This is a genomic window from Streptomyces sp. A2-16 (assembly GCF_018128905.1).
In the GTDB taxonomy this organism is placed as follows: Bacteria; Actinomycetota; Actinomycetes; order Streptomycetales; family Streptomycetaceae; genus Streptomyces.
Genome location: NZ_CP063808.1, coordinates 3,070,859 through 3,093,286, shown reverse-complemented (window position 1 = coordinate 3,093,286; position 22,428 = coordinate 3,070,859). Strand labels below are relative to the sequence as shown.

Below are 22,428 nucleotides of genomic sequence, written 5' to 3'. Positions count from 1 at the left end.
TCTCCAGGGAGGGAGAGGGCGAGCTGGTGGGGCTGCCAAGCGAGGGGAAAGCGCTTTCCGAAGAAAGCCGCTACTTAAGGTACGCGAGCCCCGGATGCACCGAGGTGTACCCCTCGACCAGCCTGCGGGCGACGTTCACGGAGTCGACGAGCGGGTGCAGGGCGAAGGCCTTCACCGCGGCCGTGCGGGCGCCGGACTCGGCGGCGGCGAGCACCTCGCGCTCGACCGCCTTGACCGAGCAGACCAGGCCGGTGGCGTGGTCGGGCAGCGGGGCGACGGCGACCGGGTGGGCGCCGTTGGCGTCGACCAGGCAGGGCACCTCGATGACGGCGTCGGTGTCGAGGACCGAGAGCGTGGTGCGGTTGCGGACGTTGAGGATCAGGGTCGTGCGTTCGTCGCGGGCGATGGCCCGCATCAGGGCGAGCGCGACCTTCTCGTAGCCGCCGGAGAGGTCGTCGGGCTCGCGCTCGCCGGCGCCGGCGGTCTCCCGGTTCTCGGCCATGTACGTCGCCTCGCGCTCGGCCCGGGTGCGGTCCCAGGCGGTGAGGGCCTGGGCGCCGGGGTCGCGCATCTCCTCGTAGAAGTGGGCCTGCTGGTCGCGCAGGAAGGCGCCGCGGGTCTTCTCGGCCTGCTGGTAGGCGCGGACGGCCTCACGGTTGAAGTAGTAGTAGTGCAGGTACTCGTTCGGGATCGCGCCGAGGGACTGGAGCCAGTCGGTGCCGAAGAGCTTGCCCTCCTCGAAGGAGCCGAGCAGGTCGGGGTCGGCGAGCAGCCGCGGCAGCTCGTCACGCCCTGCGATGTGCAGGCCGCGGACCCAGCCGAGGTGGTTGAGGCCGACGTAGTCGATCCAGGCCTCCTTCGGGTCGGCGCCGAGCACGCGGGCGATACGGCGGCCGAGGCCGACCGGGGAGTCGCAGATGCCGATGACACGGTCGCCGAGGTGGCGGGACATGGCCTCGGTGACCAGTCCTGCCGGGTTGGTGAAGTTGATGACCCAGGCGTCGGGGGCGAGCCGGGCCACCCGTCGGGCGATGTCGACGGCCACGGGGACCGTGCGCAGGCCGTAGGCGATGCCGCCCGCGCCGACCGTCTCCTGGCCGAGGACGCCTTCGGCGAGGGCCACCCGCTCGTCGTTCGCCCGCCCCTCCAGGCCGCCGACCCGGATCGCCGAGAACACGAAGTCGGCGCCGCGCAGGGCTTCGTCGAGGTCGGTCGTGGCGCTCACCCGCGGGGCGTCCTCGACCCGGGCCGCCTGCTCGGCGAGGACCCGGGTCACCGCGGACAGCCGGCCGGCGTCCAGGTCGTGCAGCACGACCTCGGTGACCCTGCCCTCGCCGCGGTCGCCCAGGAGGGCGCCGTACACGAGCGGCACGCGGAACCCGCCGCCGCCCAGAATCGTCAGCTTCACTCTTGCACCTTTCCTGCCTCGACCACCTCGACGCCCGCCTCCTCCAGGGAGGAGCGGGTCGCCGGGTCGGCCGGGGCGTTCGTGACCACCATGTCCAGGTCCTCGGGACCACAGACCTTCGCCATGCCCGTACCCGGGAACTTGGCGGCGTCGGCGAGCAGGACGACCTTGTCGCTGGCCTTGATCATGGCTCGCTTCACCGGCACCTCGACGACCGTCGTGTCCATCACCTGCCCACCCGGACGCACTCCACTGGTGCCGAGGAAGAGCCAGTCGGCGTGGAGCTGGCGCAGGTTGTCCTCGGTGAGGAAGCCGACCAGGCTGCGGTACTCGCGGCGGAGCATGCCGCCGAGGAGCACCAGCTCGATGCCCTCGTCGTCGGCGAGCTCCTCGTAGACCACGAGGTTGCTGGTGATCACCGTGAGACGGCGGCCGTGCAGCTGGCGGGCGAGCCGGAAGGCGGTGGTGCCGATGTCCAGCAGCACCGACTGGCCGTCGGCGACCATGGCGGCGGCCCGCTCGGCTATGGCGTCCTTCTCGGACACGCGCACCTCTGCGACCTCGGCGAAGGGCTGGTCGCCCTCCTCCACGACGGCGCCGCCGTGCACGCGCGTGAGCAGCCCGTCCTCCTCCAGTTTGACCAGGTCGCGCCTGATCGTGGCAGGGCTCACAGCCAGCTGCTCGGAGAGATCGGTCACGGATGCGGGGCCACCGGAGCGCAGGGCCCGCAGGATGAGTTGGTGTCGTCGTTCTGCCAGCACGGCGTGCACACTACTCGTCATCTTCAATCAAATCCATGCTCAGTTCTGCTCGGGTATTGACCAATCTCGCGGAGCAGCGCACGATTCCCGTCATCGAAATTGACGAGTTTTGACGAGAGGCTCTTCGCGTGGACGACGACAGGCCCGACGTGCTCCTGACCGGGCTGCTCTTCTACGACCTCGTCCTCACCGGGCTCGGGAAGCCGCCGACGCCCGGCGAGGAGATCTGGACGGCCGGCATGGGCTGCGGCCCCGGCGGCATCGCCAACCTGGCGGTCGCCGCGTCCCGCTTCGGCCTTCGGACCTCCCTGGCCACGGTCTTCGGCGACGACTTCTACGGCGCCTACTGCCAGGAGGTCCTCGCAGCTCAGGAAGGTGTCGACCTCTCGCTCTCCCGGATCGCGAACGGCTGGCACACCCCCGTCACCGTCGCGCTCGCCCACGGTCACGACCGGGCCCTGGTCACCCACGGGCAGGAACCGCCGTACTCCCAGGACGTGCTGATGGGCGACCCGCCCGACGCACGCACCGCCCTCGTCCACCTGGAGGCCGAGCCGCGCGCCTGGCTCTCCAAGGCCGCCGCGAACGGCACGCACATCTACGCGGACGTCGGCTGGGACCCCACACAGCAGTGGTCCACCGACCTCCTCGACCAGCTGGCCCTGTGCCACGCCTTCCTCCCCAACGAGGGCGAGGCGATGGCCTACACCCGCACCGACAGCGCGGTCGCGGCCCTCGGCACGCTCTCCGAGCTGGTCCCGGTGGCCGTGGTCACCCGGGGCGGGGACGGCGCGGTCGCCGTCGACCAGATCACCGGTGAGTACGCCGACGTCCCGGCCCTCGCCGTGGACGTGCTCGACGCCACCGGCGCCGGAGACGTCTTCGGCGCGAGCTTCGTCACGGCCTCGCTCGGCGGCTGGCCCCTGGAGGAACGACTCCGGTTCGCCGTCCTCGCGGCCGGACTGTCCGTCCGGCACCACGGCGGCGCCCTCGCGGCCCCCGGCTGGTACGGCATCGACCTCTGGTGGCGCTCCCTGACCGACCCCGACCTGCGCACGGCGTACGGCTTCCTCGCCGACCGCCTGCCGGCCGACATCGGCCCGCCGGTGCACCACGCCCCGGTCACCCCGCCCCGGCAGCCCTGACCCTCACAACGCCCCCACAGTCCGACACCCCTCAGCACCACGAACAGGAACAACAGGAGTGACCCGTGGACCTTTCACGTAGAGGCTTCCTCCAGGCCGCAGCGCTCACCGCAGCCGCGTCCGGACTGACCGTCGCCTGCGGCGGCTCGGGCTCGGGCTCGGGCGGCACCAAGAACGGCAAGGACCTCACCTTGTGGTACTGGGGCGGCGCGCTCAGCGACAAGGTGGTCGCGGAGGCCAAGACGCACTTCGCCGGCCAGGTCAAGCTCACGTCCGCCTCCATCGGCGGCGACTTCAAGCAGAAGCTCACCACCACCCTCGCGGCGGGCACGTCCGTGCCGGACATCACGGGCATCAAGGGTGAGGACATCGCGTCCTTCCTGCCCAACGCCAACCGCTTCCTCGATCTGAACGACCTCGGCTTCAAGAAGATCTCCTCGCAGTACCTGGACTGGAAGACCAAGCTCGCCCAGACCGAGGACGGCAAGCAGATCGGCTTCCCGATCGACATCGGCCCCACCGCGCTCTTCTACCGCGAGGACCTGTTCGCCAAGGCCGGGGTGGACACCGACCCCGCCAAGGTCGCCGCGCTGGTCAGCACCTGGGAGGACTACTTCCAGCTCGGCACCGAGCTGCAGAAGAAGAACCCCGGCACCTACCTGGTCAACAACATCGGCTCCGTCTTCAACATCGCGGTCGGCCAGGGCACCCAGCGGTTCATCGACAAGGACAACCACTTCATCGGCGACGGGGACCACATCCGCGCCGCGTGGACCACGGCGGTGCGGCCGTACACCCTGGGCATCGACGCCAAGATCAACGACAACACCTGGAACGCCGCCGTCGGCAAGAACCTCCTCACCGAGCTCGGCGCGGCCTGGCACGCGCTGGACATCGAGCAGGCGGCGCCGCAGACCAAGGGCAAGTGGCGGGTCTGCGCCAACCCGGTCGGACCGGCCAACCAGGGCGGCTCCTACCTGGCGCTGCCCAAGCAGTGCCGCAACCCCGAAGAGGCGTTCAAGATCATCAGCTGGATCCTCAGCCCCGCCAACGACGCCCGCGGATTCACGGACGCCGCCATCTTCCCGGCCGCGCCGGCCGCGTACGCGATGCCGGCCATGACCGGTCCGGACGCCTTCTTCGGCGGACAGAAGGTCATCGAGGTCTTCGGCCCGGCCGCCAAGGACATCAAGGTGGCCTACGAGGCGCCCGCCGACGCGGCCGTCATGGCCCCCTTCATGACGGAACTGACCAACATCGAGGCCAAGGGCAAGAAGCCCGACGACGCCTGGAAGGACGCGGTCAGCCAGGCCAAGCAGATCGCCCGGCGGCAGGGGGTGAGCTGAGGTGACGTCACCTCCGGTCACCGGCCCCGCCGCGGTGCCCGCGCACCGCGGCGGGCCGGGCCCGGCCCGGTTCCGCCCGCGGCGCGCCACGCCCGCGGGTGCGGCTCGGCCCAAGCGGCGCGGGCCGCTCGCGTACTGGCGGCAGTACCTGGCGATCTCGCCGTTCTACCTGATCTTCGTCGCGTTCTCCTTCTTCCCGGTCTTCTACTCGCTGTACCTGGCCTTCCAGCGCTGGGACGGCTTGGGCTCCATGCAGTTCGTGGGCCTGCAGCAGTTCCGGTTCCTGTGGGACGACCCGGTCTTCTGGCTGTCGATCCGCAACACCCTGGTGATCTGGGTGCTGTCCACCGTGCCGACGCTGTTCGGCGCCCTGATGCTGGCGACGCTGCTGCACTCGGTGCGCCGCTTCAAGGGCTTCTACCGCATCGCGCTGTACGTGCCGAACGTGACGTCGATCGTCGCCGTGGCGATCTTCTTCGGCGCGGTGTTCAGCAACAACTTCGGTCTGGTCAACGCGATCCTGGGCGTGGTCGGCATCTCGCCCGTTCCGTGGCTGAGCAACCCGTGGCTGATCAAGGTGGTCATCTCGCTGCTGATGACCTGGCAGTGGACCGGCTACAACATGATCATCTATCTGGCCGGCCTGCAGGCGATCCCGGGCTCGATCTACGAGGCGGCGAAGATGGACGGCGCGGGCCCCGTCCGCACGTTCTTCCAGATCACCATCCCGATCATGCGGCCGATCATCCTGTTCACGGTCATCATCTCGACCATCAACGGCCTGCAGAGCTTCAGCGAGCCCCAGGTCCTGTTCGCCAGCAACGCCGCCAACGCCAACCTCGGCGGCCCGGGCCAGGCGGGCCTGACGACCTTGCTGTACTTCTACCAGTCGGCCTTCCTCAACAACGACTACGGCTACGGCGCGGCCATCGTGTGGGCCTTCTTCGTACTGATCATCATCCTCGTCGCCGTCAACTGGCGCATCACCACACGAGGGAGGAAGGCATGACCGCGGTCGACACCGCACGGCCGGCCACAGGCGGCAGGCGACTGCGCCGCCCCAAGGGCCTCACGGCGCACATCATCCTCATCGTGGCCGTCCTGGTCTCGGTCTTCCCCTTCGCGTGGACGATCATCATGGCGACCAACACCACGCAGGACATCTACAAGAGCCCGCCGAAGTTCTCCTTCGGCTCCCACCTGCTGGAGAACATCCGGCACGTGCTGAACACGATCGACTTCTTCGGGTCGATGCTCAACACGGTGATGGTCGCGACCGTCACCACCGTCCTGGTGCTGTTCATCGACTCCCTGGCGGCCTTCACCTTCGCCAAGTTCGACTTCCCCGGCCGCAAGCTGCTCTTCGGCACGCTGCTGCTGTTCATGATGCTGCCGCTGCAGCTGGCGATCCTGCCGCAGTTCATCCTGATGTCGAAGATCGGCTGGGTGGGGATGCTCAAGGCGCTGGCCCTGCCCTCCCTGGCCAACGCCTTCGGCATCTTCTGGCTGCACCAGTACATCCAGAACGGCGTGCCCGACGAACTCCTCGACGCCGCGCGCATCGACGGCGCCGGGTTCTTCCGGCAGTACTGGAACATCGCGCTGCCGATGATCAGGCCCGCGCTGTCGTTCCTCGCCATCTACGTCTTCGTCAACTGCTGGAACGACTACATCTGGCCGCTCGTCGTGCTCACCGACCCGGCCCACGTGACCCTCCAGGTGGAGCTCGCCCAGCTCAATGTCGGCCACACCACCGACTACAGCATGGTCATGGCCGGTGTGCTGATGGCGGCGCTCCCGCTGGTCATCGTGTTCAGCATCTTCGCCCGCGGGTTCATCGCGGGTGCCACCGAGGGAGCGGTCCAGGGCACCTGACCCGGTGCCGGGAGAAAGGGGTGGGCGGTGACGTACGACTTCGGCGGGCGCGGCAGGGTGCTCGTCGTGGGCATGGACGGGCTGCGTCACGACCGGCTGACCCGCTCGCCGGCCACGGCACCCGTCCTGCACGGCCTGATGGCCGCGGGCGCCCACGGCACCAGCCTGCTGCCCTACGGCGAGGTGGACGGCCAGGCCCCGGACGGGCCGTCCACCAGCATGGCCTACACCGACTCCGGGCCCGGCTGGTCCAGCGTGCTCACCGGGGTGTGGCCCGACCGGCACGGAGTGCGCGGCAACGACTTCGCCGGTGCCGACTACGCCCGCTACCCCGACTTCCTGAGCCGGGCCGTCACCGCCCGGCGCCGGCTGCGCACCGCGGCCGTGGTGTCCTGGCCCGAGCTGATCCGGCGCGGCACGCTCGGCCCCGCCATCGGCCGCCGGGTGCGCTACGACGGCGAGACGGACGGCTACGGCACCGCGGACCGCCTCGTCGCCCGCACCGCCGAGCGCTGGATCAGCCAGGACGATCCCGACGCCGTGTTCGTGTACTTCGGCGCCACCGACGAGGCCGCCCACGCCGAGGGCCCGCACAGCCTCGCCTACGACCGGGCCCTGCTCACCCAGGACACCCACCTCGGCTGGCTGCTGGCGGCCATCGAATCCCGGCGCTCGGACCCCGCCCGCGCGCGGGAGCGCTGGACCGTGCTGGTCACCACGGACCACGGGCACCTCGACACCGGCGGCCACGGCGGCGACACCCGCGCCGAACGCGAGGTGTTCGTCGTCCTGGCCGAGCCCGGCATGCCCGGCGGCACCCGGCTCGACACACCCCGTCTCATCGACATCGCCCCCACCGTCCTGGACCGGCTCGGCGTCCCCGTCGACCCGGCCTGGGGCCTGCAGGGCCGGGTCCTGCACGGCCACGGACGGTCCTGCCACGCCCCGGCACCACCCATCTCGCCACCGACTCCGGAACGGTCATGACCGACGCACCCCGCGGACCCCACCCCTCCGATCCCCTGATCGCCCTGCGCCCCTGGGAGTCACCCGAGGTGACCTCGTGGGGCCGGCTGCCCATGAACGCCGTCGACCGGCGCTCCGGAGCACTCCCCCTGGACGGCGACTGGCGTTTCCAGCTGCTGCCCACTCCGGACGCGCCGGTCGGCGGCTCCTGGTCCTCCTCGCACGTCCCCGGTGTCTGGACGATGCAGGGCACGGACGACCTGCCGCAGTACCTGAACGTCCGCATGCCGTTCCCCGAGTTCCCGCCGCACTCCCCCTCGGCGAATCCCACGGGCGTGTACGAGCGTGAGGTGGACGTCCCCGCCGAGTGGACCGGACGCCGGATCGTGCTCCAGGTGGGCGCCGCCGAGAGCGTGCTCCTCGTGCACGTCGACGGGCGGCCCGTCGGCATCTCCAAGGACTCCCACCTCGCGGCCGAGTTCGACCTGACGGGACTGGTGCGCGCCGGCGCGCGCAGCGTCGTACGCCTCACCGTCGTCAAGTGGTCGGACGCCTCGCACGTCGAGGACCAGGACCAGTGGTGGCACGGCGGGATCACCCGGTCGGTGCTGCTGTACGCGACGGATCCGCTGCATCTGGCGGACGTGACCGTACGGGCCTCCTTCAACGGCTCCTTGCGCGTCGACTGCACCGTGCGGGACGCGGGGGGCGCGCTGCCCGAGGGGTGGTACGTCAGCGGGGAACTGGAAGGCCTGCTGCTCACCCAGGACGCCGAGTTCGACCGGTGCAACCGGGAGGACGACCGGGTCTCCGACTTCCTCGGCGAGGCGCGGATCCGCACGACGGTCGAGGACGTCCGCACCTGGAACGCCGAGACGCCCGAGCTGTACGACCTCACCGTCCGGCTGCACCGCGCCGACGGCACGGTCGCCGACACCTCACGGCACCGGATCGGCTTCCGGGACATCGAGATCGCCGGCCGCGACCTGCTGGTCAACGGCGAGCGGGTGTTCGTCCGGGGCGTGAACCGGCACGACTTCCACCCCCTGACCGGGCGGACGGTGTCGTACGACGACATGCGCGCGGACCTGGTCACGCTGAAGCGGTTCGGGTTCAACGCGATCCGCACCTCGCACTACCCGAACGACCCGACGCTCTACAACCTCGCCGACGAACTCGGTCTCTACGTCGTCGACGAGGCGGACATCGAGTCGCACGACCACGCCCACGAGATCGCCGACGACCCGCGCTACCTGAACGCGTTCGTGGACCGGGTCTCGCGCATGGTGCTGCGGGACAAGAACCATCCCTCGGTCATCATCTGGTCGCTGGGCAACGAGTCCGACTACGGGGCCAACCACGACGCGGCGGCCGGATGGCTGCGCCGGCACGATCCGACGCGGCCGGTCCAGTACGAGGGCGCGGCGAAGCTCGACTGGGCGGCCGTCGACGACGCCTCCGACATCGCCTGCCCCATGTACGCCTCGCTGGAGGAGTGCGTGGAGCACGCGCTCTCCGGACGGCAGACCAAGCCGCTGATCTGGTGCGAGTACTCGCACGCCATGGGCAACAGCAACGGCACGCTCGCGGACCATTGGGCGGCCATCGAGTCAACGCCAGGTCTTCAGGGCGGGTTCATCTGGGAGTTCTGGGACCACGGCATTCTCCAGCGTGTGAACGACGGCAGACCGGTCGGGCGTGGGGGCGCCGGGCTCTATGACAACGGTGTCGCCGCGCCCGGACACCGCTGGGCGTACGGCGGCGACTTCGGCGAGCCCTTCCACGACGGTGCCTTCATCGCGGACGGCGTGGTCCTTCCCGACCGCACGCCCAAGCCGGTGATGTACGAGCACCGGGAGATCGCGGCGCCGGTGCGCATCGAGTGCTTCCGGCACGAGGGCATCGTGCTCGGCAACCACCAGCACTTCCGGGGCCTCGCCTGGCTGGCCGGCCAGTGGGAGCTCTCCCTGGCCGACGGCCGGACCCTGACCGCGCCCGCCGAACTGCCCGATCTGCGGCCGGGCGAGACGGCGGCGGTCCCGCTGCCGTTCGAACTGCCCGAGGACGGCGGCGAGGCCTGGCTGACGCTGCGGGTCACCACCGCGAACGACGAGCCGTGGGCCCCGCGCGGGACGGTGGTGTGCCTGCCCCAGGCGCGGCTGCGGGAGGCGGTTGCCGAGGCGCCGACGGCGGTGAGGAACCGTTCCGTCGAAGTCGATGACGACGGTCTTCTGGTCCACCCCCTGCTCACCTCCGCGCCCACGCTGTCCCTGTGGCGGGCGCCCACCGACAACGACGAGCTGGGCGGGACGGCGGCGCGCTGGCGCGGCTGGGGCCTCGACGCCTTGGTGCGCAAGGTCGCGCACATACGGCAGACCGCCGGACGAGTCACCGTCCGTGCCGAGTACCTCTCCGACGCCGGTGTCGTCCGTCATGTGCAGGTCCTCACCGCGGTCGAGGGCGGCATACACGTCGAGGAGTCGGCCGAACTGCCGGACACCCTCGCCGACGTGGCCCGGATCGGCTCCGTCTTCGAGACGGTCGCCGGACTCGATCTCATGGAGTGGTTCGGACAGGGCCCCTGGGAGTCGTACCCTGACCGCGCCTTCGGGGCGCCGGTCGGCCATCACTCGGTGCCCGTGGACGACTTGTTCACCCCCTATCTGCGCCCGCAGGAGAGCGGTGGCCGGCACGGGGTCCGGCACTTCACGCTCTCCGCTCCGGACGCCACCGGCCTCGCGGTCGTCCTCGACGAACCGCGCCAGGTCGGTGTGACCCGGTACCGCGCCGCGGACCTCACCGAGGTGGCGCACCACGACGAGCTCGTCCCCCGGGCGGGCTGTGTGGTCCACATCGACGCCGCCCACCGCGGCCTCGGCACCGCCTCGTGCGGCCCCGACACCTTCGCCTCCTATCTCGTCGCGCCGGGCGTCCATCGCTGGAGCTGGACGCTGCGCGCTCTCTGAACCCTCGCTGACTCCCACGTCCGTCTTGGAGCACACGTGTGTACTTCGCATGACCAGAATCAGGGCGCGGCGGAGGCCGCGCAGGCCGGTGCCGGCCGGCGCAGTTTCCTGCGGGCCACGGCCCTGCTGGGCGCCGCGGCCACGGCGGGCGTCGCCCTGCCCGCCGGCACGGCCGAGGCCGCTCCCGCCGCCGTGTCCGGTTGGCGCCCCGACACCGACAGCCGGCGGTTCACGCTCGCCGTCATGCCCGACACGCAGTACCTCTTCGACGGGCCGAGCATCGACAAGGCTCCCGTCGAGGCCTCGCTGCGCTATCTGCTGGAGCACGGGAAGGACGAGAACATCGTCTTCCTGTCCCACCTCGGCGACCTCACCCAGAACGGCGCGGCGGCCGAGTTCGCCGCGATCGGCGACGCGTTCGAGCTCCTCGACCGCCGGGGCGTCGGCTACAGCGTCCTCGCGGGCAACCACGACGTGAAGTCGTCCACCACCGACCAGCGCGGTGCGACGCCGTACCTGGACGTGTTCGGCCCCGGCCGGTTCAAGGGCCGCAGGACCTTCGGCGGCGCCTCCCCCGACGGCTACAACACGTACCACCTCTTCAGGGCCGCGGGCCGCGAGTGGATGGTCCTCGCGCTGGACTGGCGGCTGTCGGACCAGGGGTACGCCTGGGCGAAGAGCGTCCTGGCCGCCCGTCCGAGGACCCCGGTCGTCCTGACCACGCACGAGCTGGTCGTCGAGGACGACACCCTCTCGGACTACGGTCAGCAGCTGTGGGACCGGCTGGTCAAGGACCACGACCAGATCTTCCTCACCCTCAACGGCCACTACTGGCCCGCCGGGCGGGCGACCCGCACCAACACGGCGGGCAACGACGTCCATCTGCACCTGACGAACTACCAGAACCGGTACTTCGGCGGCGCGGCCATGATCCGCCTGTACCGCTTCGACCTCGACCGCGGGGTGATCGACGTGGAGACGGTCTCCCCGTGGATCCTCGGCCGGGCCGGGAAGGGCCTCAACGAGCTGGAGCGCCAGGAGATCGAACTCAGCGGCGACGCCGACCGGTTCTCGGTGGACATCGACTTCGCCTCGCGGTTCGCCGGCTTCGACCCGGTGCCCGCGCGGGCGGCGCGTCCGGCGTCGAAGCTGCTGATCCCGGGCACGGCCGCGTACTGGCGCTTCGACTCCGCCGTCACCGGCACGGTCCGCGACCAGTCCGGCAAGGGCAACGACCTCACCGTCGTGTCGGTCGGCGGCGGCTCGCTGGGCTGGTCCGCCGACCACCACCCCGACCAGCCCGGTCACGGCAGCCTGGAGTTCCAGGGATACAAGTCGCCCCTGAAGGGCGCCTATCTGCAGACGGTCGACAAGGCGCCGCTCAACTCGGCTGTCTTCAAGGACGGTTACACCATCGAGGTGTTCTACCGCATGCCCGCCGACTGGGACCCGGACCACAACGCCTGGGCGGGACTGGTCAGCCGGAGGGGGACCGGCGGGGCCGCGGGCAAGACCGGCGACGACCCCGACGAACCGCTCGCCACGCTGTCGCTCTCCAACGACCGCGAGCCGCAGTGGGCCATGCGCCCGCTCAACCAGCAGGGCATCGCCACCAACTGGGGCCAGGAGACACCGCTGGAGACCTGGTGGCACCTCGCCGTCGTCAACGACGGCAGGCACACCACGCTGTACGTGCAGGGCTGCCCGGTGGTCCGCAACCCGAAGGCGTCGGCCGTCGGGATCACCTCGGTCGGACTGCCGTGGCTGGTGGGCGGCTACACCTACGCCGACAAGATCGACCAGATCTTCCACGGCCGCCTCGGTGACGTGCGGATCGTCTCGCGGGCACTGCCCGTCTCGTCCTTCATGACCCACTGACTCCCTTCCGAGGATCACCATGAACGAGCAGCAACTGCCCTCCTGGGCCGACCCGTCCGTCTCCCCCGCCGACCTCGACGCGCAGGGCGTGTCGAGACGCGGACTCCTGCGCCGTGCGGGCCTGTTCGGCGCCGCGTTCGCGCTGGGGTCGGCGACTCCGGCACTGGCCGCTTCGCCTCGCCCTCGCTTCGGCGGCGACGACCCCCGGCTCGCCTACCTCGTCGGCGACCACCACGTGCACTCCGTCTACAGCCACGACGCCAAGTACACGTTCTCCCAGCAGGCGAGGGCCGCCGCCAAGTACGGCCTGGACTGGATGGTGTTCAACGAGCACTCCAACTTCGGACACGCCAACTACGGCGCCAAGCTGGAGCACGCGGAAATCGTCAAGGCCCGTGCGGAGAACCCGCGTCAGCTGATCTTCCAGGGTCTGGAGTGGTACATCCCGGCCGCCGAGCACTGCACGGTGTTCGCGGCTCCCGGGCCCCACGAGACCGACCTGCTCACCCAGTTCGAGCTGGCCTACGACGGCAAGCTCCTCAACTACACCGAGGGGTCCGCGGGCGCCGCCGACACCGCCCGCAACGAGGCGCACGCCGTCAAGGCGATCAAGTGGCTGGCGGAGCAGCGCCGTTCGGGCTACGTCGACGACGTCCTCGTCATCGCCAACCACCCGCTGCGGCTCGGCATCGACTCCCCGCACGAGATGCGGGGCTGGCGGGACGCGGCCCCCGAGATCATGATCGGCATGGAGGGCGCACCGGGCGCCCAGGGCGCGGCGATCCCGGGCTGGCGCGGTGCGACCTCGATCCGCGGCGAGTACGAGAACAAGCCGTCGGCCCAGTCCTGGGCGGGCTATCCGGCGGCGGCCTATGTGACGTACGGCGGTTTCGACTGGGCGACGGCGACCGTCGGCGGGCTGTGGGACTCGATGCTGGCCGAAGGCAGCCTGTACTCGATCACCACGAACTCCGACAACCACCGCACCGTCTTCGACACCTGGAAGAACGGCGACTGGCCGGCCGGGCAGAACTTCGACAACACCGGCAAGCTGCCCGACCCGGTGAACACCGACACCCCGCAGCCCGGCAGCGACTTCTGGCCGGGCGAGTTCAGCCGCACCCACGTCGGGGTGACCCGCTACGGCTACCGGTCGGTGATGGCGGGCCTGCGCGCGGGACGGGTCTGGGTGGACCACGGGCATCTGCTCGACGGGCTCGACGTGCGGGTGAAGCGGGACTGCGACTCCGGGCGCGGTGTCACGCTGGGCGGTCGGCTGCGGGTCCGCAAGGGCGAGCGGATCACGCTGTACGTGACGGTCACGTCCGCCTCCCGCCCCAACCCCCAGGGAATCCTGCCGGAGTTGGCGCACGTGGACGTGATCCGGGGCGCCGTGCGCGGTCCGGTGAGCGACCGGGACACCTGGCAGGCCCCCGACACCAGGGTCGTGCAGACGAAGGACGTGTCCGGGCGGAAGGGGACGTACACCCTGCGCATCCCGCTGACCGCCGGGGACGAGTCCTTCTACGTCCGGCTGCGGGGCAGTGACGGGAAGCGGCACGGTGCCGGGTACCTCGGCGCGTCGGTCGACCCGCACGGACCGATCCCGCACGAGCCCGGCAACGGTGACCCGTGGGCGGATACGTGGTTCTATTCCAACCCCGTCTTCGTCGACGTGGCGGGTGCCTGATGAAGCGTCATCTCACTGTCCTGGGCTGCTTATCAGGGGCCGTCGTACTCAGCACGGGTCCCGCCCTCGCGGGCGGTGACCCGCACTGGGTGGAGACCGGCACGGCGTACACCGACACCCTCGGCGGGGGCCAGGGGCTCGCCGGCCGCGCGGACGGCTCGCTGCTGTACCGCGGGCTGACGGACATCCCCCTGGACCTCCGCGTCAAGGGCTGGAACCACGTGGGCGACCCGGACATCGCGCGCGGCTACGTCTTCGACGCCTACCAGGGCGCGGACACGGCCACGTCGAAGATGTTCGCGGTCACCACGCCGGCCGGGAAGCGCTACGAGTACGTGCACGCCCTGAACCCCGGCGAGAAGGTCAACAACTCCTTCGCCGCCCTCTCGCCCGACGCGCAGTGGCTGGTGTCGGGCGAGTGGGGCGAGCAGAACAGACTCCAGGTGTTCCCGGCACCACTGCTGAACCCCTCGACCCCTTCCGCCGGTGGGGCCCTGAAGGAGGCCTGGCAGATCACCCTGGACAAGCCCGTCCGCGACATCCAGGGCTGTGACTTCGTGACGGACACCCGTCTGGTGTGCGCCTCGAACGACGCCACCGGCACCCTGTTCCCCGAGATCCGCCCGCTCCTGCAGGTCGACCTCCCGCACAGGCTGGACGGCGGGCCGGTCACGGGCGAGGTGCGGAGCCTGTTCGCCCTGCCGCAGCGCAGTGTGTGCACGCAGGGGTCGTTCGAGGCGGAGGGCGTGGACTACGACGCGAGCAGTGGGACACTGCGGGCGGAGGTGATCCCGCCGGGGGTGTGCGCGGTGGCGACGGCGGTGTACTCGTACCGTCAGGCGTAGAACCGCGACAGGCTCTGCAGCACCGCCGCCGGCTTCGCTCCGCCTTCGATCTCCACGGCCCCGTCCACGGTGATCTGGACTCCGCCCGGTACCTCCTCGACGTCCGTGAGCTTGGCGACGAGGCGGATGCGGGAGCCCACCTTCACCGGCGCGGGGAAACGCACCTTGTTCAGGCCGTAGTTGACCTTCGTGGTGACGCCCTGGACGTCCAGGAGCTCGGTGAAGAGCGGGATGAAGAGGGACAGGGTGAGGTAGCCGTGCGCGATGGGGGCGCCGAAGGGGCCCGCTGCCGCCTTCTCGGGGTCCACGTGGATCCACTGGTGGTCGCCGGTGGCGTCGGCGAAGGTGTTGACGCGCTCCTGGGTGACCTCGATCCACTCGCTGGTGCCGAGGTCGCTGCCGGCGAGCTTCTTCAGTTCGTCGAGGCCGTTCACGGTGACGCTCATGTAGCTGTCCTTGTCTGGGAGTCGGAGCCGTAGCGCTTGCGCACACGGGACTTGAGGAGCTTTCCGGAGGCGGTGCGCGGGAGTTCGTCCGCGATCACCACCGATTTGGGGATCTTGTACTTGGCGAGGCGGCCGGACAGGGAGGCCAGCACCTCGTCGGGGTCGGGCGTGTGGCCCTCGCGGGGGACGACGACCGCCCGCGGCACCTCGCCCCACTTGTCGTCGGGCACCCCGATGACCGCGCACTCGGCGATGTCCGGATGGCCGAGGAGCAGGTCCTCGATCTCGGCGGGGTAGATGTTCTCGCCGCCCGAGATGATCATGTCCTTGATCCGGTCGACGATGAAGACGTACCCGTCCTCGTCGACCCGGGCCGCGTCCCCGCTGCGGAACCAGCCGTCCGCGAAGGAGGCCGCGGTCTCCTCGGGCAGCCCCCAGTAGCCCGGCATCACGTGCGGGCCGCGGAGCACGACCTCGCCGGTCTCGTCGATGTCGACGGGTGTCAGGTCCGGCCGTACGACCCGGACGTCGCTGAAGAAGTGCGGCACTCCGGCCGAACCCGCCTTGCCGATGGCGTGCTCGGCGTCCAGGAAGAGGGTCCCGGGGGACGCCTCGGTCATGCCGTAGCCCTGGAGGAAGGTGAGCCCGCGCTCCTGGTACGCGGCGATGAGCGGGGTGGACACCGGGGAGCCGCCGCAGGTCAGGATGCGCAGGGAGGACAGGTCCGCGCCCGCCCAGCGCGGGTGCCTCGCCACCTGCTCGAACATCGTGGGCACCCCGAACATGAAGGTGATCCGGTGCTGTTCGATCAGGTCGAAGGTGGCGTCCGGGTCGAAGGCCTCGACCAGGACACAGGTGCCGCCCTTGAGCAGCACCGGCAGGGTCAGCATGTTCAGTCCCGCCGTGTGGAACAACGGGGCCGAGACCAGGGCGCGTTCGTCGGCGATCAGGTCGGTGTCGACGAGGACGTTGATCGCGTTCCACGTCAGGTTGCCGTGGGTGAGCATGGCGCCCTTGGGGCGGCCGGTCGTGCCCGAGGTGTACATGATGATGCAGGTGTCGTCGGGCGTGACCGGCTCGTCGACCGGGTCGGTCGGCGACTCGGTGAGCAACCCCTCGTACTCGGCGCCGACTTCGACGTACGTCCGCACGTCGGTGCTGCCCGGCAGTCCGGCGACGAGCCCCGCGTGCGAGGGGCCGTAGACCAGCGCCCTGGCCCCGGAGTCGGAGAGCTGGTAGGCGATCTCCGGTCCCGCTAGGCGGGTGTTGAGGGGGACGAAGACCGCGCCGAGGGTGCCGGCCGCGAACAGCGTCTCCAGGTAGGAGGGGTGGTTGGGGCCGAGGTAGGCGACCCGGTCGCCGCGCCGGATGCCCCGGGCGCGCAGGGCGTGCGCGAGGCGGGTGACGCGGGTGTGCAGTTCGGCGTAGGTGACGGTCGTGTCGCCGTGGATCAGGGCGGTGCGGTGCGGGGTCTTGCGGGCCCGGCGTGCGGACCACGACCCCAGTCCCTCGTTGCGCATCTGGGGCCCCTTATGGCTTGGTCAGCCCGAGCAGACGGGCGGCGTTCTCCTTGAGGATCCTCGGCTTGACCTCGTCCTTGATCGACAGCTTCTCGAAGTCGGCGAGCCAGCGGTCGGGGGTGAGGACGGGGAAGTCGGAGCCGAAGAGGACCTTGTCCTTGAGCAGCGTGTTCGCGTACTGCACGAGCTGCGGCGGGAAGTACTTCGGCGACCAGCCGGACAGGTCGATGTGGACACCCGGCTTGTGGGTGGCGACGGCGAGGGCCTCGTCCTGCCAGGGGAAGGACGGGTGCGCCAGGATGATCTTCAGATGCGGGAAGTCGGCGGCGACGTCGTCCACGTGCAGCGGGTTCGAGTACTTGAGACGGATGCCGCCGCCGCCCGGGACACCGGCGCCGATGCCCGTCTGGCCGGTGTGGAAGAGGGCGATGGTGCCCGTCTCCTCGATCACCTCGAAGAGGTCGTACGCCACTGCCCGGTCGTTGGGGAAGAAGCCCTGGATGCTGGGGTGGAACTTGAAGCCCTTCACCCCGTACTCCTCGACCAGCCGACGGGCCTGCTTGACGCCCGCCTTGCCGCGGAAGGGGTCGATGGAGGCGAAGGGGATCAGGACGTCGGAGTTGGCGGCGGCCGCCTCGGCGACCTCCTCGTTCGGGACGGGCGCGGTGCCGGTCGCGGACTCGGCGTCCACCGTGAAGATCACGGCGGCCATCTTCCGCTCACGGTAGTAGGCGGCGGTCTCCTCCAGGGTCGGCTTCCGCTTGCCCTCGACCTTGAAGTAGGCGGAGGAGGCGTCGTGCAGGTCGTCGTCGAGCGAGGAGTGCCCCTTGGAGGAGACCTCCGCATGGGTGTGCACGTCGATGGCGACCAGTTCGTCGATGTCCATCAGGCCTCCGGGAACTTCGGCGCCGGGATGCCGACGGTCTGGAGCTCGGCACCGACCGAGGTGGGGAAGGCGTCGGCCAGGGTCTCGGGGGTCCAGCCGCCGTCGGCGTACGCCGCCTTGATCTCCTGCGGATGGGACCAGAGTGCCACCTTGTCGCCGCCGATGCCGATCGCCTGCCCGGTGATGCCCCGGGCGGCCTCTGAGGCGAGGAAGGGCACGAGGGCCGCGCAGTCCTCGGGGGTGCCGAAGCCCTCGCCCTTGCGGAGGAAGCCCGGGAGGGGCTCGCCGTTCCTCATGGCCTCGATGTACGGGGCGAAGGCGGGGATGGTCTCGGTCATCGCGGTGGCCGCGACCGGCACGATCGCGTTGACGGTGATGTTCGCGCGGCCCAGCTCCATGGACCAGGTGCGGGCGAAGGCGGCGATGCCGGCCTTGGCGGCGGCGTAGTTGGTCTGCCCGAAGTTGCCGCGCTGTCCGGCCGGGGAGCCGACCAGGATCAGGGTGCCGCCCTCGCCCTGCTCGCGCATCCGGACGGCGGCGGCGCGGGCGCAGGTGAAGGTGCCCTTGAGGTGGGTGGCGATCACCGCGTCGAAGTCCTCGTCGGTCATCTTCCACAGCACCTTGTCGCGCAGGATGCCGGCGTTGGTGACCAGGACGTCGATCCGCCCGAACTCCGCCACGGCCCGGTTCACCAGCCGTTCCGCGGCCTCGGTGGTACCGACCGGGACGACCTCGGCGACGGCGGTGCCGCCCGCCTCGGTGATGGACTTCACGGCCTGCTCGGCGACCGCCTCGTCGACGTCGTTGACGACCACGGAGGCGCCGTGGGCGGCCAGGGCGTGCGCGTAGGCGAGGCCGAGGCCCCGGCCGCTGCCGGTGACGACGGCGACCTTGCCGGTGAGATCGATGCTGGGCACGAGGAGGTCCCTTCACGAACGGATGCGGGTGGTGCGGCTGCGAGAAGCGCGGTGCGACTTCGAGATCGAAGCTAAGAGCAATAATTGGTGACGTCAATAGTTGTTGTTCACCTATGGGTGCGCCATGCTGGAATCTCCCTGACACACCGAGTGCGAGGAGCCCGCCATCACACGCCAGCACGTCACCCCGAAGCCCATCGACTCGGAGGAGCCGTGGATGCGCGGGCTGCACGCGGACACCGGTTACCTGCTGTACCGCCTGGGCCTGCGCTCGGGCCAGCTCTTCAACACGTTCCTCCAGGAGTCGGGGCTGCGGCTGCGGCACTACGCGGTGCTGCGCTACCTCGCCGGCGCCGAGGGCGCCCTTCAGCGGGAGCTGAGCACCCGGCTCGGCTACGACCCCAGCGCGATCGTCGGCCTGGTCGACGACCTGGAGAGACTGGGCCTGACCGAGCGCCGCCCCTCCCCCGACGACCGCCGCAGCAAGATCGTCGTGCTCACCGAGGACGGCCGGGCCTTCCTGCGCGGCACCGACGAGGCAGGCCGACGGGTGACCAACGACCTGCTGGCCCCGCTGGACCCCGCCGAACGCGAGACGCTGCAGGCCCTCCTGCTGAGGGTCGCCGACCGGCCATGACGGCACGTTCCGCGCCGGACCGGCTGCTGTCCGTGCTCGCCGCGTTCGACCACGACCACCCGGCGCTGTCCCTGACCGACATCAGCCGGCGGGCCGGGCTGACCCTGACCACCACGCACCGGCTGGTGGGCGCGCTGACCGACTGGGGCGCGCTGGAGCGGGACGACGCCGGCGTCTACCACGTGGGACTGCGCCTGTGGGAGGTCGCCGCGCTCGCGCCGCGCGGGGTCGCGCTGCGGCAGCTGGCGCTGCCGTACCTGGAGGACCTGTACGAGGCCACCCACGAGAACGTGCAGCTGGCGGTGCGGGACGGATCGGACGTCGTGTACATCGAGTGGATCGCGGGGCGCTCCTCGGTCGGTGTGCACATCCGGGTCGGGGCGCGCTGGCCGCTGCACGCCACCGGGGTCGGCCTGGTGCTGCTGGCGCACTGCGCGCCGCGCGAGCAGGAGGAGTACTGCGCGGCACCGCTCGCGATCTTCACGCCGTACACCATCACCGAGCCGGCGAAGCTGCGCCGGGTGCTGGCGGAGGTCCGGCGCACCGGGGTGGCGGTGAGCAGTCGTCAGGTCACCGACGACGCCCTGTCGGTGGCCGCGCCGGTGCGCGGACCGGACGGGTCGGTGGTCGCCGCCGTGTCCGTCGTCGTGCCGCAGGACGACGCCCAGGTGCCGGTGCTGATCCCCGCGGTGCGGCTCGCGGCGCTCGGGATCTCGCGGGCCCTTGGCTGGCAGCCCGCGGTCGCGCCGCGTTCGGGCGCCGGATATCCCTCTCACCGGTGAGGTCCCCGCCGCACCCGTGTCGTGATACTGGAACGGCCCCGGCCCCGAGGAGCCGCTCATGTCCGCCGCCCGGTCCTGGTACGCCCCCGTCGTGACCCGTCTGAGGACGACGAACCCGTACGTCGTCGACAGCGCGCTCGCCGTGCTGGTGCTGTTCGCCGCGTCGCTGCAGTGGATGTTCCCGGACGAGGGGGACGACCGGCTGACCCTGGTGGGCTGGCTCCTGGGGGCCGCCACCGCCGTCCCCCTCATCTGGCGGCGCCGCCATCCCTACAGCTGCGCCCTGGCGGTCTCGGCGGCCACCACGGCGATGGCCTACTACCACGCGCCACCGCCCGACGTGCTGTACGGCGGACTCGTCGTCCTCTACACCATGGCCGCCCAGGGCCTGCCCTGGCAGCGGCGCACGATGCTGGCGGGCTGGCTGCTCGGAGCCGTCCTGACCATGCAGCACAAGGAGCACTCCGAGCCCTTCGAGTACGCCTTCCACATCACCGGGATGATCTGCGCCTACGGCCTCGGCGTACTGGCCCGCGTCCAGCGCGCGTACACCGCGGCCGTCGAGGACCGGGCCCGCCGGCTGGAACGGGAGCGGGCCGCGGAGACCGCGCGGGCCATCGCCCAGGAACGCGCCCGGATCGCCCGGGACATGCACGACATCCTCGCGCACGCGGTGAGCCTGATGGTCGTCCAGGCCGAGGCCGGACCGGTCGTCGTGCGCAGTGATCCGGCGCGTGCCGAGGCCGCGTTCGACGCGATCGCGGCCAGCGGACGGGACGCCATGACCCAACTGCGGCGGATTCTCGGTGTGTTGAAGGAGGAGGAGCGTCGGGGCGGCGCCGTCCGGCTGCCCCAGCCGGATCTCACCGGACTGCCCGACCTGGTCGGCCAGGTCGCCGGATCGACGGAACTGCGGGTCGAGTTGACCGTCCGCGGCCGCTCTCGCCCCCTGCCCCCGGACACCGAGGTCGCCGCCTATCGCGCGGTGCAGGAAGCCCTGACCAACACGGTCAAGCACGCGTACGCTTCCTGCGCACAGGTGGAACTCGACTGGGCGGAGGACGGGTTGACCCTCACGGTGACCGACGACGGCCGTGGGCCGGCCCGCACGGACGGCGGCCACGGGCTGATCGGCCTCAGGGAGCGGGCGGCCGCCTGCGGGGGCAGCGCGCAGACCGGGCCCGGACCGCAGGGCGGCTTCCGGGTCGTCGTACGGCTGCCCGCCGGCGCGGACCGGGAAGCGGCCCTCGGGTGAGCATCCGGGTGGTCGTCGCCGACGACCAGGAACTGGTCCGCAGCGGCTTCAGCATGATCCTGGAGGCGCAGCAGGACATCGAGGTGGTCGCCGAGGCCGGGGACGGCGCCGAGGCGGTGGCCGCGGTGCGGCGCCACACGCCGGACGTGCTGCTCCTCGACATCCGGATGCCCGTCATGGACGGTCTGGAGGCGGCCCGGCGGGTGTGCGCGCAGTCGAGCTGCAAGGTGGTCATGCTGACCACGTTCGACCTGGACGAGTACGTGTACGACGCGCTGTACGCCGGGGCCAGCGGCTTCCTCCTCAAGGACGTCCGCCGGGACGACCTGGTGCACGCGGTGCGGGTGGTCGCGGCCGGCGACTCGCTGCTCGCGCCGGCGATCACCCGCCGCCTGGTCGCGGACATCGTGCGCCGCCGCCACGAGGAGGCGGCCACCGGGACCGCCCCCGACCGCCTGGACGTCCTGACGGCCCGCGAGGCGGAGACCCTGCGGATGCTGGCGCGCGGCCTGTCGAACGCCGAGATCGCGACGACGCTGTTCGTGAGCGAGCACACCGTCAAGACGCATGTCAGCAACGTCCTGAGCAAGCTGGGGCTGCGGGACCGCGTCCAGGCGGTGATCTGCGCGTACGAGACGGGTCTGGTGACGCCGGGTTCCTCCTAGTCCCCGAGCTCGGTGAACAGCGTCAGCTGAAGCGAACCGGGCGCCTCCAGGCGGGAGTTGAGGGAGTTCCACGGCGTGCGGGTCGGTTCGGCGACCACCTGCGCACCGGCCTGCGCCAGCCTCGCCGTCGTGGCGGTCGAGTCGTCGACCTCGAAGGCGACCCTGATGTGCCCCGCGACCCGCTTGCCCACCTCCACGTCGTCGATGAACGCGGCGTGGTTGGGATCGGTGAGCTCCAGCGTCGCCCGCCCCGCCTCCAGGATGGTGACCCGTCCGTCCGGCGAGGAGAACGCGGCCCGCTCCGGCAGCCCGAGGACGTCCCGGTAGAAACGCAACGCCTCGTCGTAGTCGTCCGCCGTGACGACGAGCCGGAGTTCACGCACAGTGGGTGGTACCTCGGACATACGGCCTCCTCGATGGTGTCTGCCCGGTCCAACTCC

The 22,428-nt window shown here is 70.8% G+C and carries 20 protein-coding genes; 13 read left to right on the top strand and 7 right to left on the bottom strand.

The genetic code is table 11. The features are described 5' to 3' along the window. Nucleotides 1-70: 70 nt before the first annotated feature. Both IOD14_RS13920 and IOD14_RS13915 read right to left on the bottom strand, forming a co-directional pair. Nucleotides 71-1,408, bottom strand: coding sequence for a 6-phospho-beta-glucosidase (locus tag IOD14_RS13920; protein WP_123994248.1), 1,338 nt, complete (start codon nt 1,406-1,408; stop codon nt 71-73). Beyond that, nucleotides 1,405-2,169 (bottom strand): DeoR/GlpR family DNA-binding transcription regulator, encoded by a 765-nt coding sequence (locus IOD14_RS13915; protein WP_123994905.1) that lies wholly within the window; start codon nt 2,167-2,169, stop codon nt 1,405-1,407. Before IOD14_RS13915 ends, IOD14_RS13920 begins: the two co-directional genes overlap by 4 nt. A gap of 128 nt (nt 2,170-2,297) precedes the next feature. Here IOD14_RS13915 and IOD14_RS13910 point away from each other — a divergent pair, with 128 nt between their 5' ends. The 9 genes from IOD14_RS13910 (at nt 2,298) to IOD14_RS13870 (ending at nt 14,880) form a co-directional block, all read left to right on the top strand. Beyond that, a complete protein-coding gene (locus IOD14_RS13910; RefSeq protein ID WP_212670384.1) occupies nt 2,298-3,314 on the top strand; it encodes a carbohydrate kinase family protein in 1,017 nt (338 codons plus the stop codon). Between the two features lie 65 nt (nt 3,315-3,379). After that, nucleotides 3,380-4,660, top strand: coding sequence for an extracellular solute-binding protein (locus IOD14_RS13905; protein ID WP_123994250.1), 1,281 nt, complete (start codon nt 3,380-3,382; stop codon nt 4,658-4,660). Between the two features lie 34 nt (nt 4,661-4,694). Beyond that, the gene (locus tag IOD14_RS13900) at nt 4,695-5,669 is read left to right on the top strand and encodes a sugar ABC transporter permease (protein WP_174269434.1); all 975 of its coding nucleotides are present in this window, start codon (nt 4,695-4,697) and stop codon (nt 5,667-5,669) included. Beyond that, the gene (locus tag IOD14_RS13895) at nt 5,666-6,535 is read left to right on the top strand and encodes a carbohydrate ABC transporter permease (protein WP_123994251.1); all 870 of its coding nucleotides are present in this window, start codon (nt 5,666-5,668) and stop codon (nt 6,533-6,535) included. The genes IOD14_RS13900 and IOD14_RS13895 overlap by 4 nt, the downstream gene beginning before the upstream one ends. A 27-nt stretch (nt 6,536-6,562) precedes the next feature. Then, on the top strand, nt 6,563-7,522 hold the full coding sequence (locus tag IOD14_RS13890) for an alkaline phosphatase family protein (RefSeq protein ID WP_282959517.1): 960 nt from the start codon (nt 6,563-6,565) through the stop codon (nt 7,520-7,522). Next, a complete protein-coding gene (locus IOD14_RS13885) occupies nt 7,519-10,467 on the top strand; it encodes a glycoside hydrolase family 2 TIM barrel-domain containing protein (RefSeq protein WP_212670383.1) in 2,949 nt (982 codons plus the stop codon). Before IOD14_RS13890 ends, IOD14_RS13885 begins: the two co-directional genes overlap by 4 nt. A gap of 36 nt (nt 10,468-10,503) precedes the next feature. Further along, entirely contained in the window at nt 10,504-12,345 is a 1,842-nt protein-coding gene (locus IOD14_RS13880; RefSeq protein WP_212670382.1) for a LamG-like jellyroll fold domain-containing protein, read from the top strand. 19 nt (nt 12,346-12,364) lie between these two features. After that, a complete protein-coding gene (locus tag IOD14_RS13875) occupies nt 12,365-14,035 on the top strand; it encodes a PHP domain-containing protein (RefSeq protein WP_212670381.1) in 1,671 nt (556 codons plus the stop codon). Continuing rightward, nucleotides 14,035-14,880 carry a hypothetical protein gene (locus IOD14_RS13870; protein WP_212670380.1) on the top strand — a complete coding sequence of 282 codons (846 nt, stop codon included), beginning with the start codon at nt 14,035-14,037 and terminating at the stop codon, nt 14,878-14,880. The genes IOD14_RS13875 and IOD14_RS13870 overlap by 1 nt, the downstream gene beginning before the upstream one ends. Here IOD14_RS13870 and IOD14_RS13865 read toward each other — a convergent pair. The 4 genes from IOD14_RS13865 to IOD14_RS13850 are packed head-to-tail and all read right to left on the bottom strand — an operon-like array spanning nt 14,871 to nt 18,649. After that, nucleotides 14,871-15,326 carry a MaoC family dehydratase gene (locus tag IOD14_RS13865; protein WP_123994256.1) on the bottom strand — a complete coding sequence of 152 codons (456 nt, stop codon included), beginning with the start codon at nt 15,324-15,326 and terminating at the stop codon, nt 14,871-14,873. The two genes, IOD14_RS13870 and IOD14_RS13865, sit on opposite strands and share 10 nt — an antisense overlap. Continuing rightward, a complete protein-coding gene (gene menE / locus IOD14_RS13860) occupies nt 15,323-16,846 on the bottom strand; it encodes an o-succinylbenzoate--CoA ligase (RefSeq protein WP_212670379.1) in 1,524 nt (507 codons plus the stop codon). The genes IOD14_RS13865 and menE overlap by 4 nt, the downstream gene beginning before the upstream one ends. 10 nt (nt 16,847-16,856) lie before the next feature. After that, nucleotides 16,857-17,732, bottom strand: a complete 876-nt coding sequence (locus IOD14_RS13855) for an amidohydrolase family protein (RefSeq protein WP_123994258.1) — start codon at nt 17,730-17,732, stop codon at nt 16,857-16,859. Beyond that, nucleotides 17,732-18,649, bottom strand: coding sequence for an SDR family oxidoreductase (locus IOD14_RS13850; RefSeq protein ID WP_123994259.1), 918 nt, complete (start codon nt 18,647-18,649; stop codon nt 17,732-17,734). The genes IOD14_RS13855 and IOD14_RS13850 overlap by 1 nt, the downstream gene beginning before the upstream one ends. A 217-nt stretch (nt 18,650-18,866) precedes the next feature. Between IOD14_RS13850 and IOD14_RS13845 the strand changes: the two genes are divergently transcribed. Genes IOD14_RS13845 through IOD14_RS13830 form a run of 4 tightly spaced genes read left to right on the top strand, consistent with a single transcriptional unit; the run spans nt 18,867 to nt 21,988 of the window. Next, on the top strand, nt 18,867-19,286 hold the full coding sequence (locus IOD14_RS13845; RefSeq protein ID WP_123994260.1) for a MarR family transcriptional regulator: 420 nt from the start codon (nt 18,867-18,869) through the stop codon (nt 19,284-19,286). Further along, complete coding sequence (locus IOD14_RS13840) at nt 19,283-20,068, top strand: IclR family transcriptional regulator (protein ID WP_212670378.1); 786 nt, start codon at nt 19,283-19,285, stop codon at nt 20,066-20,068. Before IOD14_RS13845 ends, IOD14_RS13840 begins: the two co-directional genes overlap by 4 nt. A 58-nt stretch (nt 20,069-20,126) precedes the next feature. Continuing rightward, nucleotides 20,127-21,323, top strand: coding sequence for a sensor histidine kinase (locus IOD14_RS13835; RefSeq protein ID WP_123994262.1), 1,197 nt, complete (start codon nt 20,127-20,129; stop codon nt 21,321-21,323). Beyond that, on the top strand, nt 21,320-21,988 hold the full coding sequence (locus IOD14_RS13830; RefSeq protein WP_123994263.1) for a response regulator transcription factor: 669 nt from the start codon (nt 21,320-21,322) through the stop codon (nt 21,986-21,988). Before IOD14_RS13835 ends, IOD14_RS13830 begins: the two co-directional genes overlap by 4 nt. On the opposite strand, the gene IOD14_RS13825 is transcribed toward IOD14_RS13830, so the two are convergent. Further along, complete coding sequence (locus IOD14_RS13825; RefSeq protein WP_212670377.1) at nt 21,985-22,392, bottom strand: VOC family protein; 408 nt, start codon at nt 22,390-22,392, stop codon at nt 21,985-21,987. The genes IOD14_RS13830 and IOD14_RS13825 overlap by 4 nt on opposite strands. Between the last annotated feature and the right edge of the window lie 36 nt (nt 22,393-22,428).